The sequence below is a fragment of the Melghirimyces profundicolus genome, assembly GCF_003054245.1.
In the GTDB taxonomy this organism is placed as follows: domain Bacteria; phylum Bacillota; class Bacilli; order Thermoactinomycetales; family DSM-45169; genus Melghirimyces; species Melghirimyces profundicolus.
This window is the reverse complement of sequence record NZ_QBKR01000009.1, coordinates 22973-47307: the sequence shown is the minus strand read 5'-3', so window position 1 is coordinate 47307 and position 24335 is coordinate 22973. Positions and strand designations below refer to the sequence as shown.

Annotated in this window: 29 protein-coding genes; 9 read left to right on the top strand and 20 right to left on the bottom strand. The window is 56.9% G+C overall.

The genetic code is table 11. From position 1 onward, the window contains the following. Positions 1-22: 22 nt before the first annotated feature. The 5 genes from queC to tpx all read right to left on the bottom strand — a co-directional run bounded on the left by queC (position 23) and on the right by tpx (position 3471). Positions 23-709, bottom strand: a complete 687-nt coding sequence (gene queC, locus C8P63_RS07950; protein WP_108022959.1) for a 7-cyano-7-deazaguanine synthase QueC — start codon at positions 707-709, stop codon at positions 23-25. 3 nt (positions 710-712) lie between these two features. Continuing rightward, complete coding sequence (locus tag C8P63_RS07945) at positions 713-1441, bottom strand: 7-carboxy-7-deazaguanine synthase QueE (RefSeq protein WP_108022957.1); 729 nt, start codon at positions 1439-1441, stop codon at positions 713-715. Continuing rightward, the gene (gene queD / locus C8P63_RS07940; RefSeq protein WP_108022955.1) at positions 1434-1919 is read right to left on the bottom strand and encodes a 6-carboxytetrahydropterin synthase QueD; all 486 of its coding nucleotides are present in this window, start codon (positions 1917-1919) and stop codon (positions 1434-1436) included. The genes C8P63_RS07945 and queD overlap by 8 nt, the downstream gene beginning before the upstream one ends. 233 nt (positions 1920-2152) lie before the next feature. Further along, positions 2153-2728: an RNA 2',3'-cyclic phosphodiesterase gene (gene thpR / locus C8P63_RS07935; protein ID WP_170109563.1), complete on the bottom strand. Its 576-nt coding sequence runs from the start codon at positions 2726-2728 to the stop codon at positions 2153-2155. A gap of 224 nt (positions 2729-2952) precedes the next feature. Then, positions 2953-3471, bottom strand: a complete 519-nt coding sequence (gene tpx, locus C8P63_RS07930) for a thiol peroxidase (RefSeq protein WP_108022951.1) — start codon at positions 3469-3471, stop codon at positions 2953-2955. Positions 3472-3656: 185 nt separating this feature from the next. On the opposite strand from tpx, the gene manA reads away from it, so the two are divergent. After that, positions 3657-4604: a mannose-6-phosphate isomerase, class I gene (gene manA, locus C8P63_RS07925; protein ID WP_108022949.1), complete on the top strand. Its 948-nt coding sequence runs from the start codon at positions 3657-3659 to the stop codon at positions 4602-4604. Positions 4605-5084: 480 nt separating this feature from the next. Here the strand turns inward: manA and C8P63_RS07915 are convergent, their stop codons facing one another. Next, positions 5085-5957 carry an SDR family oxidoreductase gene (locus C8P63_RS07915; protein ID WP_108022945.1) on the bottom strand — a complete coding sequence of 291 codons (873 nt, stop codon included), beginning with the start codon at positions 5955-5957 and terminating at the stop codon, positions 5085-5087. Positions 5958-6147: 190 nt separating this feature from the next. Between C8P63_RS07915 and C8P63_RS07910 the strand changes: the two genes are divergently transcribed. Together C8P63_RS07910 and C8P63_RS20010 are read left to right on the top strand one after the other, a co-directional pair. Beyond that, positions 6148-6864 (top strand): hypothetical protein, encoded by a 717-nt coding sequence (locus tag C8P63_RS07910; RefSeq protein ID WP_108022943.1) that lies wholly within the window; start codon positions 6148-6150, stop codon positions 6862-6864. Between the two features lie 191 nt (positions 6865-7055). Continuing rightward, positions 7056-7265, top strand: coding sequence for an IS110 family transposase (locus tag C8P63_RS20010; RefSeq protein WP_425437267.1), 210 nt, complete (start codon positions 7056-7058; stop codon positions 7263-7265). Positions 7266-7653: 388 nt separating this feature from the next. Here the strand turns inward: C8P63_RS20010 and C8P63_RS07900 are convergent, their stop codons facing one another. The 3 genes from C8P63_RS07900 to C8P63_RS07890 form a co-directional block, all read right to left on the bottom strand. After that, positions 7654-8514: an MBL fold metallo-hydrolase gene (locus C8P63_RS07900; protein ID WP_425437265.1), complete on the bottom strand. Its 861-nt coding sequence runs from the start codon at positions 8512-8514 to the stop codon at positions 7654-7656. A 916-nt stretch (positions 8515-9430) separates the two neighbouring features. After that, positions 9431-10306, bottom strand: a complete 876-nt coding sequence (locus C8P63_RS07895) for a gamma-glutamylcyclotransferase family protein (protein ID WP_108022939.1) — start codon at positions 10304-10306, stop codon at positions 9431-9433. Positions 10307-10321: 15 nt separating this feature from the next. Further along, the gene (locus C8P63_RS07890) at positions 10322-11047 is read right to left on the bottom strand and encodes an SIR2 family NAD-dependent protein deacylase (protein WP_108022937.1); all 726 of its coding nucleotides are present in this window, start codon (positions 11045-11047) and stop codon (positions 10322-10324) included. A gap of 181 nt (positions 11048-11228) precedes the next feature. On the opposite strand from C8P63_RS07890, the gene C8P63_RS07885 reads away from it, so the two are divergent. Together C8P63_RS07885 and C8P63_RS07880 are read left to right on the top strand one after the other, a co-directional pair. Beyond that, positions 11229-11435: a hypothetical protein gene (locus C8P63_RS07885; RefSeq protein ID WP_108022935.1), complete on the top strand. Its 207-nt coding sequence runs from the start codon at positions 11229-11231 to the stop codon at positions 11433-11435. A gap of 13 nt (positions 11436-11448) precedes the next feature. Beyond that, a complete protein-coding gene (locus C8P63_RS07880; protein WP_108022933.1) occupies positions 11449-11892 on the top strand; it encodes a GNAT family N-acetyltransferase in 444 nt (147 codons plus the stop codon). Positions 11893-11910: 18 nt separating this feature from the next. Here C8P63_RS07880 and C8P63_RS07875 read toward each other — a convergent pair whose 3' ends face one another. The 4 genes from C8P63_RS07875 to C8P63_RS07860 all read right to left on the bottom strand — a co-directional run bounded on the left by C8P63_RS07875 (position 11911) and on the right by C8P63_RS07860 (position 14596). Next, on the bottom strand, positions 11911-12672 hold the full coding sequence (locus tag C8P63_RS07875) for an NRDE family protein (RefSeq protein WP_108022931.1): 762 nt from the start codon (positions 12670-12672) through the stop codon (positions 11911-11913). Positions 12673-12779: 107 nt separating this feature from the next. Further along, positions 12780-12959, bottom strand: a complete 180-nt coding sequence (locus C8P63_RS20005; protein ID WP_108022928.1) for a YkvA family protein — start codon at positions 12957-12959, stop codon at positions 12780-12782. A 453-nt stretch (positions 12960-13412) separates the two neighbouring features. Beyond that, complete coding sequence (locus C8P63_RS07865; protein ID WP_108022926.1) at positions 13413-13964, bottom strand: LOG family protein; 552 nt, start codon at positions 13962-13964, stop codon at positions 13413-13415. Between the two features lie 71 nt (positions 13965-14035). Next, positions 14036-14596, bottom strand: a complete 561-nt coding sequence (locus C8P63_RS07860; protein WP_108022924.1) for a DUF420 domain-containing protein — start codon at positions 14594-14596, stop codon at positions 14036-14038. A gap of 229 nt (positions 14597-14825) precedes the next feature. Here C8P63_RS07860 and rraA point away from each other — a divergent pair, with 229 nt between their 5' ends. Further along, entirely contained in the window at positions 14826-15302 is a 477-nt protein-coding gene (gene rraA / locus C8P63_RS07855) for a ribonuclease E activity regulator RraA (RefSeq protein WP_108022922.1), read from the top strand. Between the two features lie 228 nt (positions 15303-15530). Here rraA and C8P63_RS07850 read toward each other — a convergent pair whose 3' ends face one another. The 4 genes from C8P63_RS07850 to C8P63_RS07835 all read right to left on the bottom strand — a co-directional run bounded on the left by C8P63_RS07850 (position 15531) and on the right by C8P63_RS07835 (position 19643). Continuing rightward, entirely contained in the window at positions 15531-16307 is a 777-nt protein-coding gene (locus tag C8P63_RS07850; RefSeq protein WP_108022920.1) for a hypothetical protein, read from the bottom strand. Between the two features lie 147 nt (positions 16308-16454). After that, the gene (locus tag C8P63_RS07845) at positions 16455-17450 is read right to left on the bottom strand and encodes an acrylyl-CoA reductase family protein (RefSeq protein WP_245920783.1); all 996 of its coding nucleotides are present in this window, start codon (positions 17448-17450) and stop codon (positions 16455-16457) included. Between the two features lie 532 nt (positions 17451-17982). Continuing rightward, a complete protein-coding gene (locus C8P63_RS07840) occupies positions 17983-19458 on the bottom strand; it encodes a sodium:solute symporter family protein (RefSeq protein WP_108022916.1) in 1476 nt (491 codons plus the stop codon). Beyond that, positions 19455-19643 (bottom strand): hypothetical protein, encoded by a 189-nt coding sequence (locus C8P63_RS07835; RefSeq protein WP_245920781.1) that lies wholly within the window; start codon positions 19641-19643, stop codon positions 19455-19457. Before C8P63_RS07835 ends, C8P63_RS07840 begins: the two co-directional genes overlap by 4 nt. Positions 19644-20010: 367 nt before the next feature. Between C8P63_RS07835 and C8P63_RS07830 the strand changes: the two genes are divergently transcribed. Further along, complete coding sequence (locus tag C8P63_RS07830; RefSeq protein WP_108022912.1) at positions 20011-20571, top strand: YdcF family protein; 561 nt, start codon at positions 20011-20013, stop codon at positions 20569-20571. A gap of 140 nt (positions 20572-20711) precedes the next feature. On the opposite strand, the gene C8P63_RS07825 is transcribed toward C8P63_RS07830, so the two are convergent. Both C8P63_RS07825 and C8P63_RS07820 read right to left on the bottom strand, forming a co-directional pair. Continuing rightward, positions 20712-21503: a TatD family hydrolase gene (locus C8P63_RS07825; RefSeq protein ID WP_108022910.1), complete on the bottom strand. Its 792-nt coding sequence runs from the start codon at positions 21501-21503 to the stop codon at positions 20712-20714. A 24-nt stretch (positions 21504-21527) separates the two neighbouring features. Continuing rightward, a complete protein-coding gene (locus C8P63_RS07820; protein WP_108022908.1) occupies positions 21528-21962 on the bottom strand; it encodes a DUF309 domain-containing protein in 435 nt (144 codons plus the stop codon). Between the two features lie 102 nt (positions 21963-22064). On the opposite strand from C8P63_RS07820, the gene C8P63_RS19050 reads away from it, so the two are divergent. Next, a complete protein-coding gene (locus tag C8P63_RS19050) occupies positions 22065-22292 on the top strand; it encodes a DUF1128 domain-containing protein (RefSeq protein WP_170109562.1) in 228 nt (75 codons plus the stop codon). Between the two features lie 33 nt (positions 22293-22325). Here the strand turns inward: C8P63_RS19050 and C8P63_RS07810 are convergent, their stop codons facing one another. Further along, positions 22326-22721, bottom strand: coding sequence for an acyl-CoA thioesterase (locus tag C8P63_RS07810; protein ID WP_108022904.1), 396 nt, complete (start codon positions 22719-22721; stop codon positions 22326-22328). Between the two features lie 289 nt (positions 22722-23010). On the opposite strand from C8P63_RS07810, the gene C8P63_RS07805 reads away from it, so the two are divergent. After that, positions 23011-24279: an MFS transporter gene (locus C8P63_RS07805; RefSeq protein ID WP_245920779.1), complete on the top strand. Its 1269-nt coding sequence runs from the start codon at positions 23011-23013 to the stop codon at positions 24277-24279. Positions 24280-24335 lie beyond the last annotated feature (56 nt).

Genomic DNA, 24335 nt, shown 5'->3' with positions numbered 1-24335 from the left:
TGGTTCCATCTTCTTATTCCTTTCAGCCAACGTTTTTCGAATAGGGGATCGGGTCCTTTGCTCCGGCCTCGCGGAAACCTTTCAGACGGAGGCGGCAGCTGTCACAGACGCCACAGGCCACCTCACCGCCCCGGTAGCAGGAGGTGGTCAAGTGATAAGGAACCTTCAGCCGAAGGCCTTCCCGGATGGTCTCCGCTTTGGAGAGACGGATCAAGGGGGCTTCCAGCCGGATCGGGTTTCCGCTTATCCCGGTTTTGGTCGCACGGCGGACCGTCTCCTCCATGCTGCGGATGAATTCCGGCCGGCAGTCGGGATAACCGCTGTAATCCACCGCCGACACGCCGATATAGATGGTCACGGCACCGATCACCTCCGCGTAGGCGGCGGCCAGGGAGAGAAAGATGAGGTTGCGGGCCGGAACATAAGTGGAAGGGATTTCCTCATCCGGGTCGTCGGGCCCGGGTACGTCCATTGCTTCGTCGGTCAGCGCACTCCCGCCGATCTGACGCAGAAAACCGATGTCGACCACCCGGTGTTCCTTCACCCCGAAATACTCCGCCACCTTCCGGGCCTGCTCCACCTCCCGGTCATGGCGTTGCCCGTAATGAAAGGTGAGGGGGTACAGTTCATAACCCGCCTCCCGGGCCAACCCCATACAAGTGGTGCTGTCCAGTCCCCCACTCAATATCACCACCGCTTTTTCACCCATGACTTACACCCCTCTTTCCGCAGGATCCCAGATCCATTTATGAAGCTGCAGGTTCACCTTCACTTGGGGAAGAGGTTCCGCCAACACCCATTCGACCAGCCTTCTCGGGGGCAGGGTTTCAAACACCGGGCTGAAGAGGATTTGCCCTTCCCGGTGCCAGTCCTTCACCACGCGAACGGCGGAACGGAAATCCTCCCGGTCCCCGATGACAAACTTCACTTCATCCCGGTCCGTCAACACCCTGAAATTCTCCCGTACCATGCGGTGCGCCTCGCCGGAGGCGGGCAGTTTGTAATCCATGATGAACCGGATTTTTTCCCTCCGTTCCGCCCGTTCCCGGCGGAGACGGTCGAAGGGGGCCAGGTCGATGGCCCCGTTGGTTTCCACATGGACATCTTCCACCTGATCCAAATCGGCGAGGGCAGCCAATAAAGCAGCCGATTTCCCGCGATGCATCAAGGGCTCCCCTCCCGTCAGGCAGATTCTCCGGCTCGGATAACGCTTCACTTGGTCCAGAATTTCTCCAATCGTCGCCTCGAACTCCGGCCGGGCGGGGGCATAGCTGTAGGGGGTGTCACACCAGGCACACCGGAGGTTGCAGTGAAACACCCGGACAAAGACGGTGGGATAGCCCGCGGCCGTCCCTTCCCCTTCCACCGTTTCGAAGATCTCCACCATCGGCAGTTTCCAAGCCCGGTATTCCATCGGTGTCGGCAGTTCCCATTTATTCATCCGGATCCCCCGCTTCCATCCATTCCCGTTTCATCGTGACCCGACTGGTGGGAGTCTCATAGAGAACCAGCTCCTCCAGCCGGTGCCCCCGACTTTTCCAGCCATCCCGTTCCAGACGGGCGTCCAACCGTTCCCACATCCAGACGACCATGTTTTCCGCGGAAGTATTCATGTGGGGAAGAACTTCGTTGAGGTAGCGGTGGTCCAACCGCTCTTCGATTTCCTCCTTGTACATCCGTTTGATTTCACCGAAATCGACGGCGATCCCGACTTCGTCGACAAACCCGCTGACGGTGATCACCAAACGGTAGGTGTGGCCATGAAGATTCTTGCACTTTCCTTCGTACAGATGCAAATGGTGGGCGGCGTCAAAGGTGAACTCCCGGGTAACGGCCACCCGCTTCCGGTGATAGCGCAGCTCGTGCCGCCCGATGTCCATCCCCAGCCGTTCCACCCGATCGGGTATCTTGAATTCCATGAAAAAACCCCTTTCGACAAGGGGGACGTGGAAAAGCCTCCCGGACCGGGTCCACGTGGGACTGCCGGTCCATGGAGGAGTGGTATGCTTTTCGGTCCCCTAGTATTTTTTTAAGAGTGGTGGGTTTCCGACACTCTTTGCGGGCTTAAACCAACCCGGCTCCAGTGTAACACATTTCCCGGGCGGAACAGGAACCGACGGACAGAAAAGCCCGCCGAAGGGCGGAATTGTGTCTACTCCCCCAGCCGGAAGGCGGCCAGGGGGTGGTACATGGGGGAACGGTAGATGTGGGTTTCGTAAAGGATCAGTTCCCGGACCGTCCATTCGCACCGATCCGGGTCCGGGCTGAATACCCGGTTCATCGACTCATAGGGAAAATCGTTATACTTGTACTTTTTCGCCAGGGTGATATGGGGACGGTAAGGACGCTTTTCCCGCTCAAAGCCCAGGGATTCCACGGCGTCAATGACCACATCGTGCAAATGGTGGAGGGCGTTCAATTCCCCGTCCACCCCCGCCCAGAGAATCCGGGGGCGGGTTTTGACGCCGAAATGACCGATGCCATCGATCCTCAAACGGAAAGGTTCCAATCCGGGAGCCAGTTCCTTCAAGGCATTCTTGACTTTCCGCCGCTGACGGAAGGTGCAGGGACCGAGAAATTGGACCGTGATATGGTAATCGGAGGGATGGACCCATTTCTTGAAGGGCCAACGTTCCGACAGGAGCCCGCTCCAATGGGCAAGCAATTCCTTTTGCTCACCGGGCAGCGGAAGGGCGATGAACAGACGATGAAGAGGATTGGAGCCCATGGGTGCGCACCTGCCTTCCATCACGTAATGGCCATGGAACGTCAAACGGGAACCGAAGCCCCGGATCCGAGTTCGGCGGCGCTCACCTCTTTCTCGTTATCTGCCGACGTCGGGCAAAAGGAAGAACCTGTCTCTTATTTAAACAATGCAGGTTGGCCAAAAATGTTCAGAAATCAAAGAGGGAAAAACCCGGGAGAGGGTACCCGGGTTTTTGATGAGGAAGATCAGAGGGCTTTTTTGGCTGCTTCCACCGCAGCTTCGTAATCGGGGTGATGGGTCGCCTCGGAGACGTATTCCACGTGAACCAGCTTGTCGTTGGCATCGACGACGAATACGGCGCGGGCCAGCAGACGGAGTTCCTTGATCGCCACCCCGTACGCGGTGCCGAAGGAGAGGTCCCGGTGGTCGGAAACGGTCTGCACACGGTCGATCCCCGCGGCCCCGCACCAACGCTTCTGAGCGAAGGGCAGGTCCACGCTGACGGTGATCACTTTCACGTTGTCTCCCAGGTTGACGGCTTCTTCGTTGAACCGGCGGGTCTGTGCATCACACACCCCGGTGTCCAGGGAGGGGACCACGCTGAAAATCCGGACGCTCCCTTTGCTGTCCACCAGGGTGACCGGGCTCAGGTCGTTGGCCAACACATGGAAATCAGGAGCGGGATCCCCGGTTTTCAGCTCCGGACCCAGAAGTGTCACAGGGTTGCCTTTGAAGGTGATTGCGCCTTCCCGTTCTTGTGCCATCGGATCTGCCTCCTAATATGTAGGATACACTCTATAAATCTAACGGTACCGTATCCCACCTTTCTCTTCAAGAGTCCGGGGGAAACTTTCTCCGGGTATTTCCTTCGGCACAAAGGTTTCTTTATAATGACGTTGACGAAAAGAACCCGCAGGGATCCTCAAACCCAGGCAAGGAGTGGAAGCAGATGAAGACCCCCCTTTTTCTCGAACCCGTTTTTAAAGAGCGCATTTGGGGAGGGACCGCACTGAGGGACCGGTTCGGTTACCGCATTCCTTCAGAACGAACCGGGGAATGCTGGGCGATCTCCGCTCATCCCCACGGCCCCTGCAAGGTGAAAAACGGCCCCTTCCAAGGGGAAACCCTGGACCGGCTTTGGGAAGAACACCGTGAACTCTTCGGAAATTCCGGGGGAGACCGCTTTCCCCTGTTAACCAAAATTCTGGATGCCAACGCCGATCTGTCCGTCCAGGTCCATCCCGATGATGAATACGCCCGGAAACATGAAAACGGGGAACAGGGCAAAACGGAATGCTGGTATATCATCGACTGCGAGGAAGACGCCGAACTGGTCTTCGGTCACCGCGCGGAAAGCCGGGAGGAGCTGGAAAAAAGGATTCGGCAGGGAGAATGGTCCTCGCTTCTCCAGCGGATTAAAATCCGTCCGGGGGATTTCTTTTACGTCCCCAGCGGCACTCTCCACGCCCTGTGCGCAGGCACCCTCGTCCTCGAAACCCAGCAAAGTTCCGACACCACTTACCGGGTCTACGACTACGACCGCCGGGATGCGGAAGGAAACACCCGGGAATTGCACATTGACAAGGCGCTGGATGTAATCACGGTTCCCCACCGAACCGTCATCCCCGACCGGCGGATTCGAAAGCTGGGCGGCGTGGAATGGACCACCTTGATCGAGAGCCGCCACTTCACCGTCCACCGCTGGCGCATCGACGGAGAGGGAGAATTAAACCAGGATCAACCCTTTCTGTTGGCCAGTGTTCTGAAGGGATCCGGGGAATTGGTGACGGAAGCCGGCCGTTTTCCTTTCCGAAAAGGAGATCACTTGATCCTTCCCACCGGCCTGGGGCGTTTCCGGATCTTGGGCCGGGGGGAATGGATCGTCTCCCACCTGTGACCTTTACCCCTTACGCCCCGTGCAATCATGATCGGGGCGTTTCCCGATGCTCTCCTTCTTCCCCGAACCGTCAAGGGGAGAGTCTCTCTTTTTACCTTTGAGGCAGGCCAAAAGAAGACAGCAGCCGGAGCGGCATTGGAAAATGCTGCCGCCCACTTTGGGCTTGACGACGGAATCGCCGTCCCCGTCCGGTACCAGCATTCGAGAAACCCGGGCAACTCCTGCATGCAGATCCGGTCGATCGGATGGAAATCGGTCTTCCCCTCTATTGTTGTCATTGACGTGGATGACCGCAATCCCGACTTTTTTGCGCTAGCTTCAAGGCATATTTCAGAAACGTTCCCCAGTGTGCAATCAAGCCGGTTGATCACATCGATCAGAAACAGCGCCCACACGGGAGGAGTCCGGACCGGACCCGTGCCGATCCTCATTTTTGACCCGCCCGTCGGGCATGGGAACTCCTCCTTTCCCTTCGGGGCATCAGCCGTTGACCACCACGCCTCCGTTGGGGTGAAGCACCTGCCCGGTGATGTAAGATGAATCCTTCGACGCCAGGAACACGTAGCTGGCCGCCAGTTCCGCAGGCTGACCCGGTCGCCCCATCGGCGTGCTGGCTCCGAAGGATTCCACCTGTTCTTCCGAGAAGGTGGAGGGAATCAGAGGGGTCCAGATCGGGCCGGGAGCCACACCGTTCACACGGATCCCTTTTTTCACCAGGGATTGGGAAAGGGACCGGGTAAAAGACACAATGGCCCCTTTGGTGGATGAGTAGTCCAACAGAACCGGATTTCCCTTGTAAGCGGTGACCGACGTGGTGTTGATGATGGTGCTCCCTGGTTTCAAATGGGGAAGGGCCGCTTTGGTCAGATAAAAAAATGAATACACATTGGTCCGGAACGTGTTTTCCAACTGTTCGGACGTGATTTGTTCGATCCCGTCCCGGGGATGTTGCTCGGCGGCATTGTTCACCAAGATGTCGAGCCCGCCCAGTTCAGTCACCGTCTGCTCCACCGCCTGGCGGCAGAATCCTTCATCACCGATGTCACCGGCGATCAGGAGGCAGCGACGGCCCTCTTCTTCCACGTCCTGCTTGGTCGTTTGGGCATCGTTGTGTTCGTCGAGGTACAGGACGGCCACGTCGGCCCCTTCCTTGGCGAAAGCGATCGCCACGGCACGCCCGATCCCGCTGTCCCCTCCGGTGATCAGAGCTCTTTTTCCCTCCAATTTTCCGCTTCCCCGATATTCCGCGTCCTCCGCCAAGGGACGGGGAACCATCACCGACTCGATGCCGGGTTGCCGGTCCTGGTGTTGCGGGGGTTGAAGTGTCGCTTGTTGCTGTTCCTTTTTGGACATGGTCGAATCCTCCTATGGTCACCGATTTTCACATGGATACTTTTCCCTCCCCTTTCTTCCGACATTCCGGCATTTGCGGAACCTCCGACTTCCAATGTAGTTGTAAATCTCTTGTAATGGTATATCCAGTCACTTTTTCGTATCATGATAGGTAAGAAAACAATGATCTTTCACAAAAGGAGAAGTTCGGATGACAGTCGACCAAAAATCGCTGCGCCAGGGACACGCCCGCCCAGCCCTTGCCCGGTTTTGGAAAGCGCTCGGCTCCGCCTTGTGGAACCTGACGGTCTTGGTGCTGCCCGTCGCCCTTCTGATTCAGTCCCTCCATTGGTTGCAGGACTGGTTTTTCCACAAGCAGGGAGCGCTCTACTTTCATTCCTACCAAAACGGCGACAGCCGGACCGCATTTATTTTGATGATCCTTCTGACGGTCTTTTTCCAATTTCAGCTTCTCAAAAACGGGATTCGCCGCTGGCGTGAAATCCTTCGCCGGAACTGGATCCCCCTCGTGGCGCTCATTCCTTTGTTCCTCCTGCTCCTGGACTCGTACATTCTGGTCAATGACCGGGGAATGGTCCATTCCAGCTTCCTGACCCTTGGCCGGGAGAGCACCCGCCAGTGGGAAGACGTGGATAAAATTACGGTGGGATATACGCTCGGGGATGAATACGAGAAAGTCTTCACCGGTTCCTACCTCCTGCAATTCAAGGACGGCGACAGCCTGGAAATCTGGAACGGCGGAGGCATGGGGCCGGGCGATCTCCGTTCCATCCACCGTCTGGCCATGGAACACAACATTCCCTTGACCATCCAATCCCCTCTTTCGCCGGATGCAATGGAAGCCCTCCAAACCGGAAACTGGTCCCTTGAGGACCGTCAGTTCCTGACCGAACTGTTCCATCGATAACCATACCCATCCTGTCAGACAGGTCATTTTCGTATTATGAGCATTCCTGTAACAAAAGACTTGGAACTAAAAAGATAGTACCTCCGTTAGCATACGAGGGGTCAAGCGCTTGACCCCAAAATAACAAGGAGACACTCACATGAAGTATAAGCAAACTGGAGCAAATTACGGAATCCACCCTCATCGTCGGAGTGGACATCGCCAAGAAAGTTCATATGGCCCGGGCACAAAACTTTCGTGGAATCGAATATGGTTCACGCCAGACGTTTGAGATCATGCGTGCCGGATTCTACCGACTGATTCGGTGGATTCGAACGCTCCAAGCGGAACATGGGAAAAAGAACGTGCTTTTTGGGTTGGAACTGACCGGCCACTACTGGTCGCCGTTGACCCATTCCTGAGGAAACAAGGGATTCAGTGGTACTGGCCAACCCTTAACACGTTAAAAAGAGCAAAGAGCTGACGACAACTCTCCAACCAAGAATGATGTCAATGATGCCAAGTCATCGCTCAACCTGGTGAAAGAGGATCTGTACAGAAACCCTACGTACCCACCGGTGTTTACGCCGATCTACGCATCGCCATGATCCAACGAAATCAGAGAACTTGATACGGGTCAAGAACCGGGTGCACCATTGGTTCGACCGATCGGGCAGGGGCAAAGCCTTTCGGAAGCGTCACAAGGAAGGTTGTAGCCCCTAAGCGCCCTCCCTCCAGTTTCTCCGCTGGATAGGATGGCAAAGGACTTAGCAGCAAAGTCTCGCTGGGTCGATCCGCTCCCAGAGCTAATCAATGTTCAATGCGATCCACATAGCGTCCGTAATCCGGCACGGCGACGCGGTCAAAGTCCCGTGCCAGCTGTTCCAGACCCCGGGACAGCTCTTCTCCTGCCATCGGCCGTCCGTGACCGGTAACCACCGCAGCCGGTTCTAAGGACGCAAGTTTCCTCACGGATTCCCGCGCCGCCTGCCAGTCCGTCGTTAAATATCGGGGCGGGCCGTTCACTTCCGGCGCCTGGGTCATCACTTGATAAACCGAATCCTGCCGCACAGTGACAAAGGCGTCCCCCGCCAGCAAAGAGCGATCTCTTTTGCGGTACAAGGAGATATGTCCGGGGGTGTGACCAGGGGTATGGAGCCATCGCCAGCCCTCCATTCCCGGAACCCTGCCGTCCTCCGGCAGCTCCTTAACATAGCCCCCCAGATCGACCGGCTCCGTCGGAAACAGGGGGGAGATCTTGGCCACCCAGCCGCCTTCCACCGTGGCATCCGGCTCAGGATAACGGGATCTTCCGGTCAAATACGGCATTTCCCGTGGATGGGTGTAAACCGGAACGTTCCATTTCTTCGCTAAATAGACCACTGCTCCCACATGATCGAAATGACCGTGTGTCAGAATGATGGCCGTTGGCTTACGACCCCCAAAGCGATCCGCCGCTGTCGACAGGATATCATCAGCCGACCCCGGCATGCCGGCATCGACCAGGACCCAGCCTTGCTTCGATTCCGGATCGCCTACAAAACTGACATTCACAATCTGCACCGTCAAACTGTATACATCGGAAACGACCTCTTCCCCTGCACCGCTTCTGACCGACGTCGCAGGAATCCATTTCCCTTCCATCGGATTTTCCGTTTTCCTGTCCATCATGAAACACCTCTCTTCAAAGCATACCCAGTAAACTCCCCCGATCATCCGCCGATTGGCAAAACGGAACCGTTGTTAGTTGCGGGGGCACCCAGCTCCCCAGGAATCAGTGCAGTGATAGTCCCCCCCTGAGTTGATGAGTGATCCCCGCCCGGATTCCCACTTCATATCCGATTAAGAGGCAGTCAGAAAATCTCTCCCACTGATTCTCTCTTCTTCCGCCGCCGTCAGCACAGCGGAAAAAACGAGCGCCCCAAGTTGACCTTTGGTTAATCGGTGTCCGTCGTCCAAATCAAGTGCGTTAGCCGATGTGGCATGACCAGCACGGCACCTGCGGGCCTCAGTTTCTCCGGAAACGGAATCAGACGGCTATTTCCATTCCTCCATTCCATTTTTTGATCCGGAATCTCCATGGATTCATCGTATTGAATGACGTTGTAAATGCCGGCGGATCCACAGCATCGATCCGCCCCCCCCCATCTCCCGGTAAACGACTCCGGGTATGAATTTCAATAAGCGAAGCGGTGCTTCTACTACGCGCTGCACATTCAACATGAGGCACGACGATTGGTAGGTTACGATTTCGTGTACAGGTTTCGTAAAAGTCAGTGTGTCCAGTTCGACCAATAATTGGCTAATGTCTTTCGTTTTAGCGACAAACGCCTTGGCTCATTCTTTCCATTTGGTTCATCCTCGAACAATTCCTCGTACTCGATCAACCTCGCCCCACAACCGCCGGCGTTGTATTTTACCAGGTGTTGTGTGAGGAAAAGCCGAGAATGGATATAAGAATGAAACCACACATGGCCGGCAACGGGCATAAAGGCATCACCCGGAAATCAGTCCCAAGCTGCTTTGGAAGAATGACCAGACACATCCTGAAACAAAAACCCGCTTCATGAGCGGGCTTTTTCGGATCTCAGTACGAGACCGTCATCTTGAACTTTTCCTTCAGATAACGCCGGAGACGGCGGTGGTAGACTTCGCTGACCGTCCCCTCGCTGCCCCGGAGGATTTCCCTGGCGTAGTGTTCGGGAGGGGGGGTTTCCTTTCCCTTTTCAATCACGATGAAAGTCAGGACATTCTCCACCGTGATCCCGCGGATCACCACGGGGACCCAGGCGGGACGATAGACGCCGGAATCCACTCCTTCCCTCCAAAAAAGGTAGTTCAGCCCCTTTCGACCGATCCGGTACACTTTTCCTTCCACCGTGCTGCCGGGATGTTCCACAACATCCGCCCGTCCTCCGTCGGAATAAGGAAGGGTGTACCGCATGGCGTGTCCGCGGAGCACCCCCCGTCCCACGACGTCAAGGAATTCCTCTCCGACTCCCTGGGAACGGATGCGTTCGTCATCCATGCAGGAACCGTAAGCAAAGTAAAGCCATTCTGTCCGACGATCCAGGTGCCGGGCTTTCCAGTCGCCATAGGGCACGTTTTCCATGTGGCCTTTCCGGGGCCCGTTAAAAAGGTAAACGTAAGCCTCCACCGGTCCTCTGTCCGTCAGAACCCGGCGACGGATCCTTCGGAACTCGCCCGGAATGTCCGATGCCTCCTCCCGGTGGCCTTCCAACCGGTCGATCCTTGCCAGCGCCCTCGAGTTCACCCGGTACACTTCTCCGTAGACCCGCCTTCTCCCTTTGGCAAGACCCGGATATCCCCGTCCGGTGTCGAACAACTCCCCTTCCGTCCAGGCCTGCATCGCTTCCGGCCTGACCCGGGCCATCAAAGAATGGTACTTCTCCCCCCGGCGCAGGGAGCCGTAAACAAAAACCCGTTGTTTTTTTCCGGTCAAACCGGTCTCCCCTTTCTATGACTTCCGCATGGTTTCCAATTGATGAAGCAGTTCCCCGGCTTTTCCCCGGATTACAAGGTCGAAGTCGTGATCCATCTCCGTCGGTTGTGCATTGATCAACACTTTTTTGCCACCGCTCACCATCGGCAGCCGGTTGACGGGAGAGACTTCGAGACGGGTCCCGATCACCAGCACGAGGTCGGACCTTTCCATCGATTGAAAGGCGTTTTCCCAAGCTCTTTCCGGAAGAATCTCCCCGAAGAGAACGATTCCCGGGCGAAGCGGCCCCCCGCAGGACGGACAGGGAGAACGGCGAAGGAATTCTTCCCGCTCCGCATCCTCTCCACACCGGGCACAGCGGAAGTCCAGGATGGACCCGTGCAGCTCATAAACATTGCGGCTGCCCGCTTCCTGATGAAGCCGTTCCACGTTCTGTGTGGCCACGGCGTGGACCCGTCCCTGACGCTCCCAGGAAGCCAGGACGTCATGCCCCCGGTGGGGCCGCACTTTCCTCAGCGCCCGGATCCGGGCGGAATAGAACCGGTGGAATTCGTCATAATGGTGTTTCATCGCGTCGACGGTGGCCACGGTCCGGGGGTCCAGGTTTCGCCAAAATCCTTCCCGGGAGCGAAAGTCGGGGATGCCGCTCTCCGTCGACATCCCGGCCCCGGTCAGGACCGAGGTGCAGCGGGATTCTTCCAGCCACGCGAGTAATCGTTTCAGCTTCCCGTTGTCCGTCATTTTTTCCCCTCCCTAACAATAGATGCGGGGGGAGAGGGTTTCGTCACCCATTCCCCTTCCGATTTCGACAACGAACCTTCCCTTCCTTCCGTTTCCGGGAAACGGAAGGAGAACCGCCGCTCCTGTCGTAACCATTATGTAGAGACAGATACAACGATAAAAGAAAGAGGGTCAAGTGAAAATGAGTGATTGGGAACCCCAAGCGGTGATCGCCCTGTTTTTCGCCTCGGGTCTCCTGTTTTCCATCACCGGGGCGTGGTTGATCGAGAAATGGATCAAACGGTTGCGAACCCGAACGCGGCGAAGGACGCTGACCGTCCTTCCCGGGGGCCATCAAAAGGCCGGTCAGGGATCTTCGGTTCGCTTCACGGAAAAGAAAGGTCGGTGACATTTTGAACCGAATGGTCCAATCCGGCGTTCGGATCCGCTCCGCCAGGGTGGAGGACGCTCCTGCCCTCACCATCCTCTCCGCCCAGTTGGGATATCCGTGCGACCCGGATGACGTTTCGCGAAGGTTGGCGGAGTTGATGCACCGGCCGGACCATGCAGTGTACGTGGCGGAAACCGGCGGCCATGTCATCGGCTGGGTTCATGTTCATGAACGTCAGTTTCTCTACACGCCACCATTCGGTGAGATCGGCGGCATTGTGGTGGACGAAGCGTACCGGAAATCGGGCGCGGGGAAACTTCTGATGGCCGAGTGCGAAGGGTGGGCAGTCCGCTCCGGCCTGGCGGAGATCCGGCTCCGCTCGGGCGAAATCCGGTCCGAAGCCCACGAATTTTACCAAAAGATCGGATATGAAAACGTAAAATCACAGAAAGTGTTCCGAAGACCACTGGACTGACCCCGTCGGATCGGTCCTTTATTTTTCGTCCTCGATGAAAAACCGGAAGGAAGACTCGACCACCTGATCTCCGGAAAAGGTACGTTCCACAAAGGTCACTTCCCCGTCATTCTTCACCGTCAGGACCGTGGAGGACCGCGTTCCGTAACCGGGAAGGTCGATTCTGACGGGAGAGAGCCCCCGTTCCAGTTCCAATCCAACCCCGGTATCCGGGAGCTCCCCGTCGGGGGCCGGCTCGGAGTCGGCCAAAACATCGAAGAGACAGTCCCGAAGCCGCCCATTCAAACCATCGGACAACCCCTGCTTGCCCCGGACCACCTTGGTCCAGGGGGTGTTCAAGAAAGCATTGCTCACTCCGTGAATCCCCGGTTTCACCGGGGTGATCCAGTCTGCCCGGTTGGAATAGTACCAAAGCTCCCCCGGGTTTCCCACGAGAAGATTGAATCCCGGGTAACGGTCCCTCTCTTCCGCCACCCTCCTCAGATACTCCACGGGAAGAAAGTCATCCGCCAGATAGTCCCGGACCAGACGGCCCCGGGATTCCTTTCCCGACCTTGGTTCCGACGGGTCCCGGTAGTTGGTGAGCGCGGCAAACCGTCCTTCCCGGGTCACTCCCAGCCAGGTGCCTCCCCCAACCCGGTCCCGTCCCGCCAATATCCGGGGCGCATCCGGCCAGAAACGGGCCGGGTCCGTCGGCCGGTCCAGAAATTCGTCCCGGTTGGCAGCCACAATCAGGGGGATCTCCGGACGGACCCGCAATGCAAGCAAAATCAGACACATGGGGCACTCCTCCGTTTTCCGTTTGCTGTCGTAAACTCCTCAACCCCACCGGCGGATCCGTATCCAAACCGCCCAAACCCCGGCCCATCCCCACAAGGTGAGGACAATCAGACCGAAGATGCGACATCCGCGCCTTTCGATCTCCATGCGCTCCCCTCCTCCCGTGCCTCCCGGATGACTCTTTCGGGATCAGACGCAGAGACAGGGGGATGCCGGGGAAGAAGAATCACATCGTCCAGGTGGCCCAACACGGGAATGAAGTCGGGAACCAGGTCGATGGGACTCAATAAGCCACTATAACAGCCACTAAAAGCGTTGTGATTTCATGTTCGTTTCGAGAAAAGGGGAAGCGTTTACCCAAAATAGCGACTTTGCTGTCCTGCCCAGCGGAGAATCAGCCGGCAAGGGCGTTCAGGGGCAAAAGCTTCTCTGTGTTGCATCCGAAGGCGTTGGCCCCTGCCCGCAGCAGGAAGATTCGGAGAGGACAGCGCAACCATCTCCGCAGGACAGCATAGCGAGACCGGGGAGCGCAAGCGACCCAGGCGAGACTTGTGCTGCTCTGTGAGTGCAGCCGGAGCGGCTTTGGTAAATGCACTGCCGCTTACTTTTTCACAACGCATCTAACGCCCTGGCATACCAAGGAGTCCGCGGATCCCGCCAGGCCCGGCCCAAGGTGCCGGTCTCCCGCTTCAGCCGCTAAGCCCACTTTTTGATCTTCTCCATCGTTGTCTCCACGTTCCTTATGGGGAGGAAGCGGTCTCCCGAAGCCGACTGACCAATGTGCGGGGATCTTCTTCCGGAATCAACAATTGCCTGCTCCGCTCCGGAATAAACCCGGCTTGAGCGATTTTGGCCACCATATGGACCAAGGGATTGTAGAAACCGTGAACGTTCAAGAGCCCGATCGGCTTTTGGTGGATTCTTAAGTGCCCCCAGCTGACCACTTCAAAAATTTCCTCCAGGGTCCCGTAGCCCCCCGGCAGGGCGATGAAGGCGTCGGAGAGTTCCGCCATCTTGGCTTTCCGTTCGTGCAGATCCTTCACTTCGATCAATTCTGTCACCTGTGTGTGGGCCACTTCCCGGTCGAAGAGCCTTGATGGGATGACACCGGTCACTTTGCCTCCCCGCTCCAGCACCGTATCGGCGATCCGTCCCATCAATCCGACGCCGGCCCCTCCATAAACAAGCTCCAATTCTTCTTCCGCCAGGATTTCGCCCAATCGGGTCGCCGCTTCCATATACCCCGGATGCCCCCCGGGTCTGGAGCCGGCAAAAACACAGATTCGTTTCATGACGTTTGCCCTCCCATGTAAAAAACCCGGCCGCGCCGGGCGGATCCACACCGGGGCGCCGGGAACCGGGTTCAGTAATAAGGCGAGATCAGGATGTACACCAGCACTCCGGTCACGCTGACATACAGCCACAAGGGCATCGTCCAGCGTGCGATCTTGCGGTGTTTTTCCACCTTCATGTTGATCCCCCGGAAGAAGGTGATCAGGGCGAGGGGCACGATCACCGCCGCCAGGACGATGTGGGTGATCAGGATGAAATAGTAGACATACGCAAGCCACCCTTCCCCGCCGTAACTGGTGGAAGGGGCGTTGGCGTGGTAGTAAAGGTAAGAGATCAGGAAAAGAAAGGTCGTCCCGAAGGCGGCATAGATCAACCGCCGGTGCATCATGACGTTTTTCCTTCGGATGAAGTAAAGAGCGGCCAGCAGGAACAGCGTGGTGAATGTATTGAAGATCGCATTCAGCCGCGGCAGGAACAAAAGACTTTCGTGTCCCGTGGTCTCCTCTTTCGGGATCACGTACAACACGGTCACAACCGCCAAAATGAGAATGGACAGACCCACCACCCAGGGGGTGTAGTTCGCATTTTTCTCCGGTCCGTAGTCGGGCCGTTCCTCGTGGTTGTTTGCCATATGCGTATCACCTTGGTTCACCAGTCTGTTGCCACCAGTATACCACTTTTGATCCCGGTTTCCCGAACCGGAGTTTCACGATTCAATGGCGGATCTTACGATGGCTGTGGTTACGCTTTTATTTTGACCATCTCTTCCGGTTCATTTCACATGACGGTTCCCCGGTTGTTCACCTGAACTCCATCGTTTAACATATTGTTATATAACAGGATAAAGGGGTAGGTTTTAAATGAAAACCGCGGATTTATGCGATCGTTTCCATGAAGAGTTGCAGATCTGTCAGCCCATCTTTCAATCCTTCGGCGGAAGACAAAGGTTCTCCGGTCGGATCGCCACGGTGAAGGTGCTGGAGGACAACGTGCTGGTCCGGGAAGCGCTGGAGACGATCCCCCCGGGTTCCGTCCTGGTGGTGGATGGAGGCGGTTCGAAAAATTGTGCTCTGATGGGGGATCGACTGGGCGGGATCGCCGTCTCAAGGGGATTGGCCGGAGTCATCATCAACGGCTGTGTGCGGGACTCGGCGGAGCTCAGTGAGATGGACCTCGGCGTGCTGGCTCTCGCCCCTATGCCCCTGAAGAGCCGAAAGGAAGGCAAAGGAGAGCGGGAAGTCCCCGTCGAGTTCGGCGGGGTCCGCTGGGAACCCGGTCATTACGTCTATGCCGACGAAGACGGAGTGGTGATTTCCCCCCGGGAAGGGACGCTGTAAAGGGAAAAGCCGACGGATCACCGTCGGCTTTTGTTATGGGTAAGATGTCCATCAGGCAAGAATGTTTCCGGATGGGTGCTCCCTTGGCTCTCCGTCCTGTATCTCTACCGGAAGGATCCCAAAACCGTTTTACTGACCGCTCCCCTCGGTGCCCGTGCGCCCTCTGACCTTACAACTTTTTTCCGATTCCACCATTCCGATCATTCGGCAATGTTGCGACGATCGGCTTTATTGATTGTCTTCACCGGTAAACAGCGGATAGGCATGGGCCTCCGCCTGGGTGGCTTGATCCGTCAGTTCGGGGGGCAACCGGTCGTCCCGGGCGGTGAAGCCCGTCTGACCCCCCGGCGGGATCCCGGTGTTCAGGTAGTCTCCGACCACGGCCACTAACTTCCCCCGTGAATCCTTCAGGGCGGTGACGATCAAAACATCTTTGACCGTTTCTCCGTTGGGATTGGATACCTGGCCCGTTACCAGCTTCCGCTCACCGACGCTTTCGGTGGTTTGAAGCCCCTCGGTTTTCAGTTTGACCGGCTTCCGGTAAGTCGGATGAAAATCGGCGTTGACAGTGACTTCCCTCAGTTCCTCCGGTTTTTTCGCCGGTTCCATTTGGACGGTTCCGCCCACGTAAGCGGACTCACCGGGTTGGATCACTTTGGGGACAACCGACAGCACTTCTTCCGTCGCGAGAACGCGCCCGTCTTTGCCCAGGAAGTTCAATCGGGCGGAATCGAACCGGATCGGCTTTTTTCCCTTGTTTTTAATTTCGGCGGCCCCATGGGCCATGACTTTTCCGTCCGATGTTTTCCATGCCTTCCAGACCGGGGTGCTTTCGGTCTTCAGATTCTCTTCGGACGCGGTTGGTTCCGATGCCACCTTCACTTCCGGCTTTTCTTCCTTTTCGGCCCGGACCCTGTCCCCGTCATCCGACGAGCACCCCGAAACCAAAACGGTTACGCCCGCCAGGAACACCATCCCCCGGCGGACAAGGCCATTCGCTGCCACACTTCTCCCTCCTGTTTCTCTCTATTTCGTTCCAGTTCTGGAATACAGATTCTATCTTACCACAAGATCGAACGGGGACAAGGAAACATTTCCCACCAAAGGGAAAGCACCGCCCCTTCAGGGCGGCGCTCTCTTTGTACGATCCGTTCAGATCAGTTTCACCAGTCTCCTGCCCCGGACCTCGCCTTTCAGGATCGCGGACAGGGTGTCGGGAAGCTCGTCCAGAGTAATCTCATCCGCGCCGATCAAATCGAGAAGCCCTTCCGGCTTCAGATCCGTGGCCAGACGGTTCCAGACCTTTCTCCGGTACCCGTTGGAAATGTGGGCGGAGTCGATGCCGAGGAGATTCACCCCCCGCAAAATGAAAGGAAAAACGGTGGAGGAGAATTGGGGTCCCCCGGCCAGGCCGCTCAAGGCGACGGAGCCCCCGAATTTCATCGTGCTGAGGAGATACGAAAGGGTCTCACCCCCGACGGGGTCCACCGCCCCGGCCCACCGGGATTTTTGGAGAGGACGTTCCGCCCCGGTCAGTTCTTCCCGGTCCAGAATTTCCGCCGCCCCCAGTTTGCGGAGATAGTCGTGCTCCGAGGTTTTCCCCGTACCGGCGACCACCGTATAGCCCCGCTTGGCCAACATGGCGACGGCGGTGCTCCCCACGCCACCGGTGGCCCCGGCCACCACGACGGGACCCGCCTCCGGCCGGAGACCGTTCTCTTCCATCCGCTGAATCGACATGGCCGCGGTGAATCCGGCGGTGCCGAAGACCATGGCCTCCTTCAGGGTGAGTCCTTCGGGCAGGGGAATGATCCAATCCCCGGGGACCCGGGCCATTTCGCTGAAACCGCCGTGATGGGAAACCCCCAGTTCGGCGCTGGCCACGATGACTTCATCCCCTTCTTTAAAGCGGGTGTCCCCGGAGCGGACCACCGTTCCAGCCAGGTCGATCCCCGGGATCAGGGGGTAGGTTTCGGCGATCCGCCCCTTGGGGGTCGCGGCGAGGCCGTCCTTGTAGTTCACTCCGGACCAGGCGACACGGATCACCACCTCCCCCGGGTGAAGATCCTCCAGGGTCCGCTCTTTCACATCAACGGCAAAGGATTCCTCCGTCTTGTCCACCACCAGTGCGCGAAAACGATCGCTCAAGATGATCCCCTCCCAATGAAAGCGTTCTCTGTCATCATACCATGTCATGGTTTCGCCGTCAGTTGGTGCGGAATCAGCTCAATGGTGTTATTTTTCTCTCCTTTTGTATAAATCCCTTCACAAAAAGGACATTCCGGGACGTCTCAAAAAAACCGGTCCTTTAAAGACTTTTTGGAACAACCCACCCAACTCTGAATAATGGCCTTTCAAGTTGGAAAGAGCATCAAAACAACCCGCTTGATTTTGGGGCGATTGTACCCACGATCCTTGCACCGTCTGACATCCCGTTCATACGAAGAAAATGAGTCCGAACCCATCCCTTTTCAAAACCTAACCATTTCCTCTCACTCTCCCCTGTCCAGGCCTCGCAAGACGGTTCCAAACCAAGGAGCCTCCTGCAACGAAAAAATGGAAGTCCGGTACCGAAAACCAGAAGTACAGCACCCAACGCTAATATAAAAGATGGAATGACAAGCCCCCACACACTGGACCATTCAACCAAAAAGGCCACCCTTTGCGGGATGGCCCTCCTTCACCAGATGTTCCTCTCTTTCAAGGCCCCCCGGAGGTATCCGAGAAACCGGTCGGCGGGTTCTTCCGCCGGCTTTGTCAGCAGACTGACCCCCACGAACAGAAGCAGGGAGAAGGCCAGCCCCCAGACCCCGGACGCCTGCCCGAACCAACGGGTCTGGGTCCATTCCAACCATATGACGGTGATGCCGCCTCCGAGGATGCTGGCCAGCACTCCCGCGGAAGTCCCCCGTTTCCAGAAAAAAGCTCCCAACACCGAGGGGACCATCACCAGCAATCCGGCCGAAGACGAGACCGCCAACACCGCGATCAGATTCAGTTTCAGGCTGGCAAACAGATACGAAAGAAGGGCGATCAGGGGGATGACCCAAAGTCCGGCCCGAAGCTGCCGGGCCGGATCCCTCTCTTTCCCCATCGAACCGTACAAGTCCCTCGCTACGATGGACGACAGAGTCAACAGAATCGAGTCCACCGTGGAAATGGCCGCGGCCATGATTCCCACCATGACGATCACACCCAAGAGTGGCGGCACCCATCCGGAGGAAAGCAGCGTCGGGGTGGCCAGGTCGGGGGAGGCCAGCGAGGGAAACCGGACGGCCGCCGAAAATCCCCACAGGACCGAAACCAGCGTGTACACCAACCCGAAGCCGAGAAAGATGATGAGCATCCGGCGCATTTCCACAAGGCTCTTCGGCATAAAGAGACGCTGACTCACCTGGGGATTGGAAATACTGAAAAAGAACCATGGGAGCGTCAGTCCCACAAAGGTGGAAAAGCTGAAAAATCCGTTTCCCGGGACGGTAAGCAACTCCGGCTTTTCGGCTTCCAGACGGGAAAAAAGCCCTCCGAACCCCCCCAGTTCACTCACCACCACCAGGACGACCGCCGTGGCGGTGAGAATCATCACCAGAGACTGAAAGGCATCGGTCCATGCGACGGAGCGCATACCCGCGATCCAGGCCAACAGTACCGCCAGGACCGTGGCCAAAACCGCTCCTGCGGTGAAGGAGACCGCCCCGCCGGTCATGCCCTCCAGGAGGTATCCCACTCCCGCCAGTTGGACCGCGCAGTATGGAATGAGAAAGAGACAACTGGCCAAAGCGGCGATCACGGCCACCCCCCGGCTGCCGTACCGGTCTCCCAGCATTTCCGGCGGGGTGACGTATCCGAACTTCTTTCCGACCAGCCAAAATCGGGGCCCGAAAAAAGCGACCAGCACCATCCCGGAAAGGTAGACAAGCTCAAACCCGAGTGCCCCCACCCCGCCCCGATAAGTCAATCCGGCCAACCCCACCAACATGAACGCGCTGTAGGTGGTGGCACTGTAACTCAATGCCGACACCACACCGCCGAGGGACCGACCCGCCAGAAAGTAATCGGAGAGGGAGGCGGCTTTCCCGCTCCTGGCAAGAAAGGCAATCACAAGGGCAAAAAGGATATACAGACCCAGCCCCCACACCACCAGTGCCGCACTCATTCGGGATCCCTCCATTGACAGGCGATCCGGGAAATGACCAAAATGGACGCCAGAGAAAAAAGAATCCAAAACAGAAAGCTTCCGTACCAGGATTCAATCCGGGAAAGAAACACATAAGGAACAACATAAGCGGAAACGATCAGGACGCCGAGGATGGCCAGCGTCCAACGACGTTGTGTTTTCAACCCCATCCACCTTTCTCCGATCCAATCAAATGGGTTTGAAGAGGAAAGCATCGGGTGAAAGTCTTGTCCCCCCGGCGAACCCGGCTTACAATGAACAGGGTCTCCGGGAAGTCACCCCACTTGCGATTATAGAAGCGTTGTGATTGATTGTCAGGCCCAGAAGAAGGGAAGCGTTTACCCGAAACAGCGACTTTACTGTCCTGCCCGGCGGAGAGTGCATCTATCCCTGCAGGACAGCATAGCGAGGACCGGGGAGCAAGCGACCCAGGCGAGACTTGTGCTCTGTGAGTACAACCGGAGCGGCTTCGGGTAAATGCCGCCGCTCACTTTTTCACAATACATCTAAGAAGAGAAGGGGGCCCGCAGGATGATCGAGTGGATCGTCCCGGCCGGAGCGGTGGCCGGGATCGGCTGGTTCGGGATGTGGCGTCTCGTCTCCAGTTATGACGGAAAGACCTGTCAACCGGTGCGAAGGGAAGGGGCCATCGTACTCGGGGCCTCTCTGAAAAACGGGCAACCCGGCCCCGCGTTGACCGAACGGCTGGATCAGGCTCTCAAGATGCATCGGGAAGGGCTCGCTCCCCGTCTGATTCTGTCCGGTGGCGCTCCCGGAAAAAAAGCCGTCGAAGCGCAAGTGATGAAAGACTGGCTGACGGCGCAGGGGGTCCCGGAAAAAGCTCTCCTCCTGGAAGACCGCTCGACGGATACCTCGGAAAACCTGTCGAATACCCGTGAGATCCTTCGCCGTCACGGAATCCGGGATGTCTACCTGATCACCCACGATTTCCATATGTACCGGGCGGCAAGGTACGCCAAGAGAGCGGGAGTTCCGGTCACTCCGGCTCCCTTTAAGAGCGGGAGCCTGCGGATCTCTTATCATAAGACGCGGGAATGCCTCGCACTTGTCAAATATTATCTTCTGCGTTGATCCGCTTGTTTCATCCATCGTTATCTTACCGCGTGGGGGAGGAAAAGGAAAGAAAAAAACGGTCCCCCCGCGGACCGATTTTCCATTGGGCCCGTTTCAGGAGGGTTCTCCGTCAAAATCCCCGGATGTAGTGAGCGGCGTCATTTCGGCCAACCGAAGAGTCGGGCCGCATTGGCCGTGGTTTGTTCCGAAACCTGAAGGAAAGAGACCCGTTTGATCTGCGAGAGGGCTTCCGCCGTCCGCCGGACCCATGCCGGCTCCGCGGAACGGTTACGAAAAGGGCCTCTGTAACGCCAAGGGGCATCCGTCTCCAACAGGATTTGTGAGACAGGAACCCGTTTTGCTAATTCCCGATCCCGGCTCCGGTAACACACTTCGGGAGTGACGGAAATCAAATAGCCGGCGCCTGCTATTTTGTCCACCGTCTTCTCCGGAGCTTTGAGCCAATGGAAAACCGCCTTCCGGACCCCGTGGGCCTGCAAGATGCGAAACATCTCTTCGGCCCGGTCATGAACGGCATGGAGGAGAACCGGCAAATCCAGCTCCACCGCCGTTCGCATCAGCCGTTCCAAGGCTCCTTTGTGGTCGGGATCGGAAGGATCGCTCCGTTTTTCTTCGGAGAGGGAATACCAGGGCAACCCCACTTCCCCCACACCGGCGAGGAGATCCCGGTGCTCCCGGATCTGCCGGAGAACCGTCTCCACTTCATCCCATCGCACCGCTTGCTCGGGATGATAGCCCAAGGAGATATCAAGAAAATCGGGGAACCGTTTTTTAGCCCGGAGAAGGGTGGTACAAGAAGCCGCATCGGTTCCCACGGCCACCGCCTTCACCACGCCCGCTCGCCGGGCCCGGTCGACGATTCCTTCCCATTCTTTTTCCGGCAGCCGGTCCCAATGCACGTGGGTATCCACCAACTGCAGGGTGTACATGGCTTCCTCCCCCTTTCCTTCTTTTCAGGACTCTTCGGTATGATTTTTCCCCCGCCGCATCTCCTTCAACCGCCGCTCCAACTCCGGGTCCAAAATCCGGATATTCAGATCATGAAATGAAACCGGCTCCGCTTCCGCACGCTCCAATCGGTTCAGATAATGCTCCGCCTGTTGTCGGAACCCCGCCAAATCGATCCCCAGTGAATCACCGGGTTCATTCGTAAGCTTCTCCAACGCAGCGCGGAACAGTTTCCGGGCGCCGTTCACGTTCCCGTTGCGGTGGTGGTACAAGCCCACCGCCGCCTGCAACAGCCCCTGATAAAGCGGATCTCTTCCTTCTTCCATCCACAACGCTTCCAGCACCTCGTGACATTCAAAATAGTCCCGATCCACGTTAAAATGGTAAAGAAAACGGATGAAAAGGGGAGAATAGCGACTGTCACCGGAGTGATCCAACATCCATCCCTCCCGAAAAATTTCGGACTCTTCCCGCCGGCCCGGTGGAATTTTTGTCCCGATGCTTTACAATGGAAAAAAGAAAGGGCAGAGAGGAGCGATTTCATGAACCTGGAACAACCGAACCGGGAAAACCTGGTTTTTATGATCGATGCCATCAAAAACCGTCTGAACCTGGTCAATGCTTCCATGATCCGCCCCGAAGATTTCAGTCTGGAGAAGTACGGGGACATCCGTGATCTTTACAACATGATGGAGAAGAAGAAAGGCAATCTCACCATGATGGAATTGGAAGGGATCCTTCAGGAATTGAGCGAACTACGACAAAACTGAGAACGGGAAAAACCGCCGGAACAGGCGGTTTTTTTATGAAGGGAACCGGTCCGCCAACTCCTTGGGGATCGGCACGCTCTTCCGTGTTTTCAGATCGATGGTGACGTTGACGACTTCCGCGTCCGCCACAAGCTCCTGTTGCTCGTTCTCGATCACATGTTCCAATACATAACTGGTGCGCCCTCTTTTCAGAGGACGGGTCCGGATGGTCAGATGCTCCCCCAGACGGGCCTCTTTCCGGTAGTTGATGTTGATGTTCACCGTCACTGTGCCGATGTTCATTTCGGTAAACCGGTCAAAAGAAAGATTCGCTTTGTTGTACCAGTCTTCCCGTCCCCATTCCATGTATTCCAAGTACTTGGCATTGTTGACATGGCCCATGACATCGATTTCCGTCGGGCGCACTTCAATTTCAATGGAAGTTTCCATCTTGCTCCCCCTTCCTACCCGATCACTTGCGAATATTCTATCACTCTTTCTCCTGCCCCACCAGCACCGCGGTCTTTCCCGACTCCTTCTTCCAAACGGTGGAATGACCTTTCTCCCTGCATCATGCCGGTCCCGTGTTCCCGGATCTCTCTCTTTTTAAAGGGATCCCTGATTGCTGTCATCGTGGTATAATCAAGAGGAAATGTACATTTCGGAAGCCTGCCTGAAAAACAGAAACAATGAAGGAAGAGAAGCCATCAGGCTTCTTTGTTTGTTGGGAGGATGGATGTTGGGGACACGTTTGTTACACAGCCCGCAGAGGGTGATTCACACTCCCATTTATTACGGTTGGTTGATGGTACTGATTGGCGGGTTGGGAGTCTTTTTTTCCGCACCGGGCCAGACGTATTCGAATTCCATTTTTATCGATTATTACATCCGTGATTTTGGCTGGAGCCGTTCACTGGTCTCCGGGATCTATTCCGGGGCGACACTGATTGCCGGGTTCCTGTTAATGTTCATCGGCCGGATGGTGGACCGGTTCGGTCCACGTATCATGATGACCATCGTGGGGGCTCTCTTGGCTCTCGCCTGTTTCTGGAACAGTTTCGTCTTCACGCCCGTGATGCTGTTCGTCGGGTTTCTGACGGTTCGCCTGTTGGGACAGGGTTCCATGACCCTCTTGCCCAATACCCTGGTGCCCCAGTGGTTCATCCGCAAGCGGGGCCGTGCCCTGAGCCTGATGATGATCGGCGGATTCGCCGGGGCCACCCTGGCACCGATCTTCAACGCCTGGATGATCGACCATTGGGGTTGGCCCACTGCTTGGCGCATTTGGGGGATCCTGCTGCTGGTGGTTTTCGTCCCCCTGGCGGCCATCTTCGTACGGAACCGGCCGGAGGATGTAGGACTGGTGCCGGACCAAACCGGGAGCAACAGTCAACCGGACCCGTCGGCTGCTTTAAATGAAACAAACTGGACACTGAGGGAAGCGATGCAAACCCACGCCTTTTGGCTGATCCTTCTCTGCGTGAGTTTTCCGGCTCTGGTCAACACCGGACTCACCTTCCACCTGACGTCGATCATGGAAGAACAGGGGCTGGGAGTTTCCACGGCGGCCCTCGTCCTGAGCCTGATGGCGGGCATCGGTTTTCCCATGACCTTCGTCGGCGGGATTGCGGTGGACCGGTATCCCGTTAACCGGGTCTTGGCTTTTGTCTTCTTGTTGCAATTGTCTTTTCTGGTTTTGATTCTGAATGTCCATTCCGTCACGACAGCCGTGCTCTTCGCCGTCGTATGGGGGGCCTGCAACGGACTGGGACAGATCGTGCTGAATGCCATATGGCCCCAATATTTCGGACGACGTCATCTCGGAAGCATCAAGGGGATTGTCATGGCCGTCACGGTCGTGGGTTCGGCCTTGGGCCCCCTGCCTTACGGCATGACTTACGACTGGTTCGGCGGCTATACGGAAGTGATCTTGGCGACCATGACCTGTCCCATCATTGGAACAGCCGCGGCATGGGCCTCCAAAGCTCCGGAAAAAGACGTGATCTGACCGTTTTTACTCGAAACAGCGACTTTGCTGTCCTGCCCGGCGAAGAATCAGCCAGC

Bases quoted from the DNA above. Each gene is read 5' to 3' on its own strand.
- queC (WP_108022959.1), bottom strand. From the start codon at position 709: ATGGGTGAAAAAGCGGTGGTGATATTGAGTGGGGGACTGGACAGCACC.
- C8P63_RS07945 (WP_108022957.1), bottom strand. From the start codon at position 1,441: ATGAATAAATGGGAACTGCCGACACCGATGGAATACCGGGCTTGGAAA.
- queD (WP_108022955.1), bottom strand. From the start codon at position 1,919: ATGGAATTCAAGATACCCGATCGGGTGGAACGGCTGGGGATGGACATC.
- thpR (WP_170109563.1), bottom strand. From the start codon at position 2,728: ATGGGCTCCAATCCTCTTCATCGTCTGTTCATCGCCCTTCCGCTGCCC.
- tpx (WP_108022951.1), bottom strand. From the start codon at position 3,471: ATGGCACAAGAACGGGAAGGCGCAATCACCTTCAAAGGCAACCCTGTG.
- manA (WP_108022949.1), top strand. From the start codon at position 3,657: ATGAAGACCCCCCTTTTTCTCGAACCCGTTTTTAAAGAGCGCATTTGG.
- C8P63_RS07915 (WP_108022945.1), bottom strand. From the start codon at position 5,957: ATGTCCAAAAAGGAACAGCAACAAGCGACACTTCAACCCCCGCAACAC.
- C8P63_RS07910 (WP_108022943.1), top strand. From the start codon at position 6,148: ATGACAGTCGACCAAAAATCGCTGCGCCAGGGACACGCCCGCCCAGCC.
- C8P63_RS07900 (WP_425437265.1), bottom strand. From the start codon at position 8,514: ATGATGGACAGGAAAACGGAAAATCCGATGGAAGGGAAATGGATTCCT.
- C8P63_RS07890 (WP_108022937.1), bottom strand. From the start codon at position 11,047: ATGACGGACAACGGGAAGCTGAAACGATTACTCGCGTGGCTGGAAGAA.
- C8P63_RS07885 (WP_108022935.1), top strand. From the start codon at position 11,229: ATGAGTGATTGGGAACCCCAAGCGGTGATCGCCCTGTTTTTCGCCTCG.
- C8P63_RS07880 (WP_108022933.1), top strand. From the start codon at position 11,449: ATGGTCCAATCCGGCGTTCGGATCCGCTCCGCCAGGGTGGAGGACGCT.
- C8P63_RS07875 (WP_108022931.1), bottom strand. From the start codon at position 12,672: ATGTGTCTGATTTTGCTTGCATTGCGGGTCCGTCCGGAGATCCCCCTG.
- C8P63_RS07865 (WP_108022926.1), bottom strand. From the start codon at position 13,964: ATGAAACGAATCTGTGTTTTTGCCGGCTCCAGACCCGGGGGGCATCCG.
- C8P63_RS07860 (WP_108022924.1), bottom strand. From the start codon at position 14,596: ATGGCAAACAACCACGAGGAACGGCCCGACTACGGACCGGAGAAAAAT.
- rraA (WP_108022922.1), top strand. From the start codon at position 14,826: ATGAAAACCGCGGATTTATGCGATCGTTTCCATGAAGAGTTGCAGATC.
- C8P63_RS07840 (WP_108022916.1), bottom strand. From the start codon at position 19,458: ATGAGTGCGGCACTGGTGGTGTGGGGGCTGGGTCTGTATATCCTTTTT.
- C8P63_RS07830 (WP_108022912.1), top strand. From the start codon at position 20,011: ATGATCGAGTGGATCGTCCCGGCCGGAGCGGTGGCCGGGATCGGCTGG.
- C8P63_RS07825 (WP_108022910.1), bottom strand. From the start codon at position 21,503: ATGTACACCCTGCAGTTGGTGGATACCCACGTGCATTGGGACCGGCTG.
- C8P63_RS07820 (WP_108022908.1), bottom strand. From the start codon at position 21,962: ATGTTGGATCACTCCGGTGACAGTCGCTATTCTCCCCTTTTCATCCGT.
- C8P63_RS19050 (WP_170109562.1), top strand. From the start codon at position 22,065: ATGAACCTGGAACAACCGAACCGGGAAAACCTGGTTTTTATGATCGAT.
- C8P63_RS07810 (WP_108022904.1), bottom strand. From the start codon at position 22,721: ATGGAAACTTCCATTGAAATTGAAGTGCGCCCGACGGAAATCGATGTC.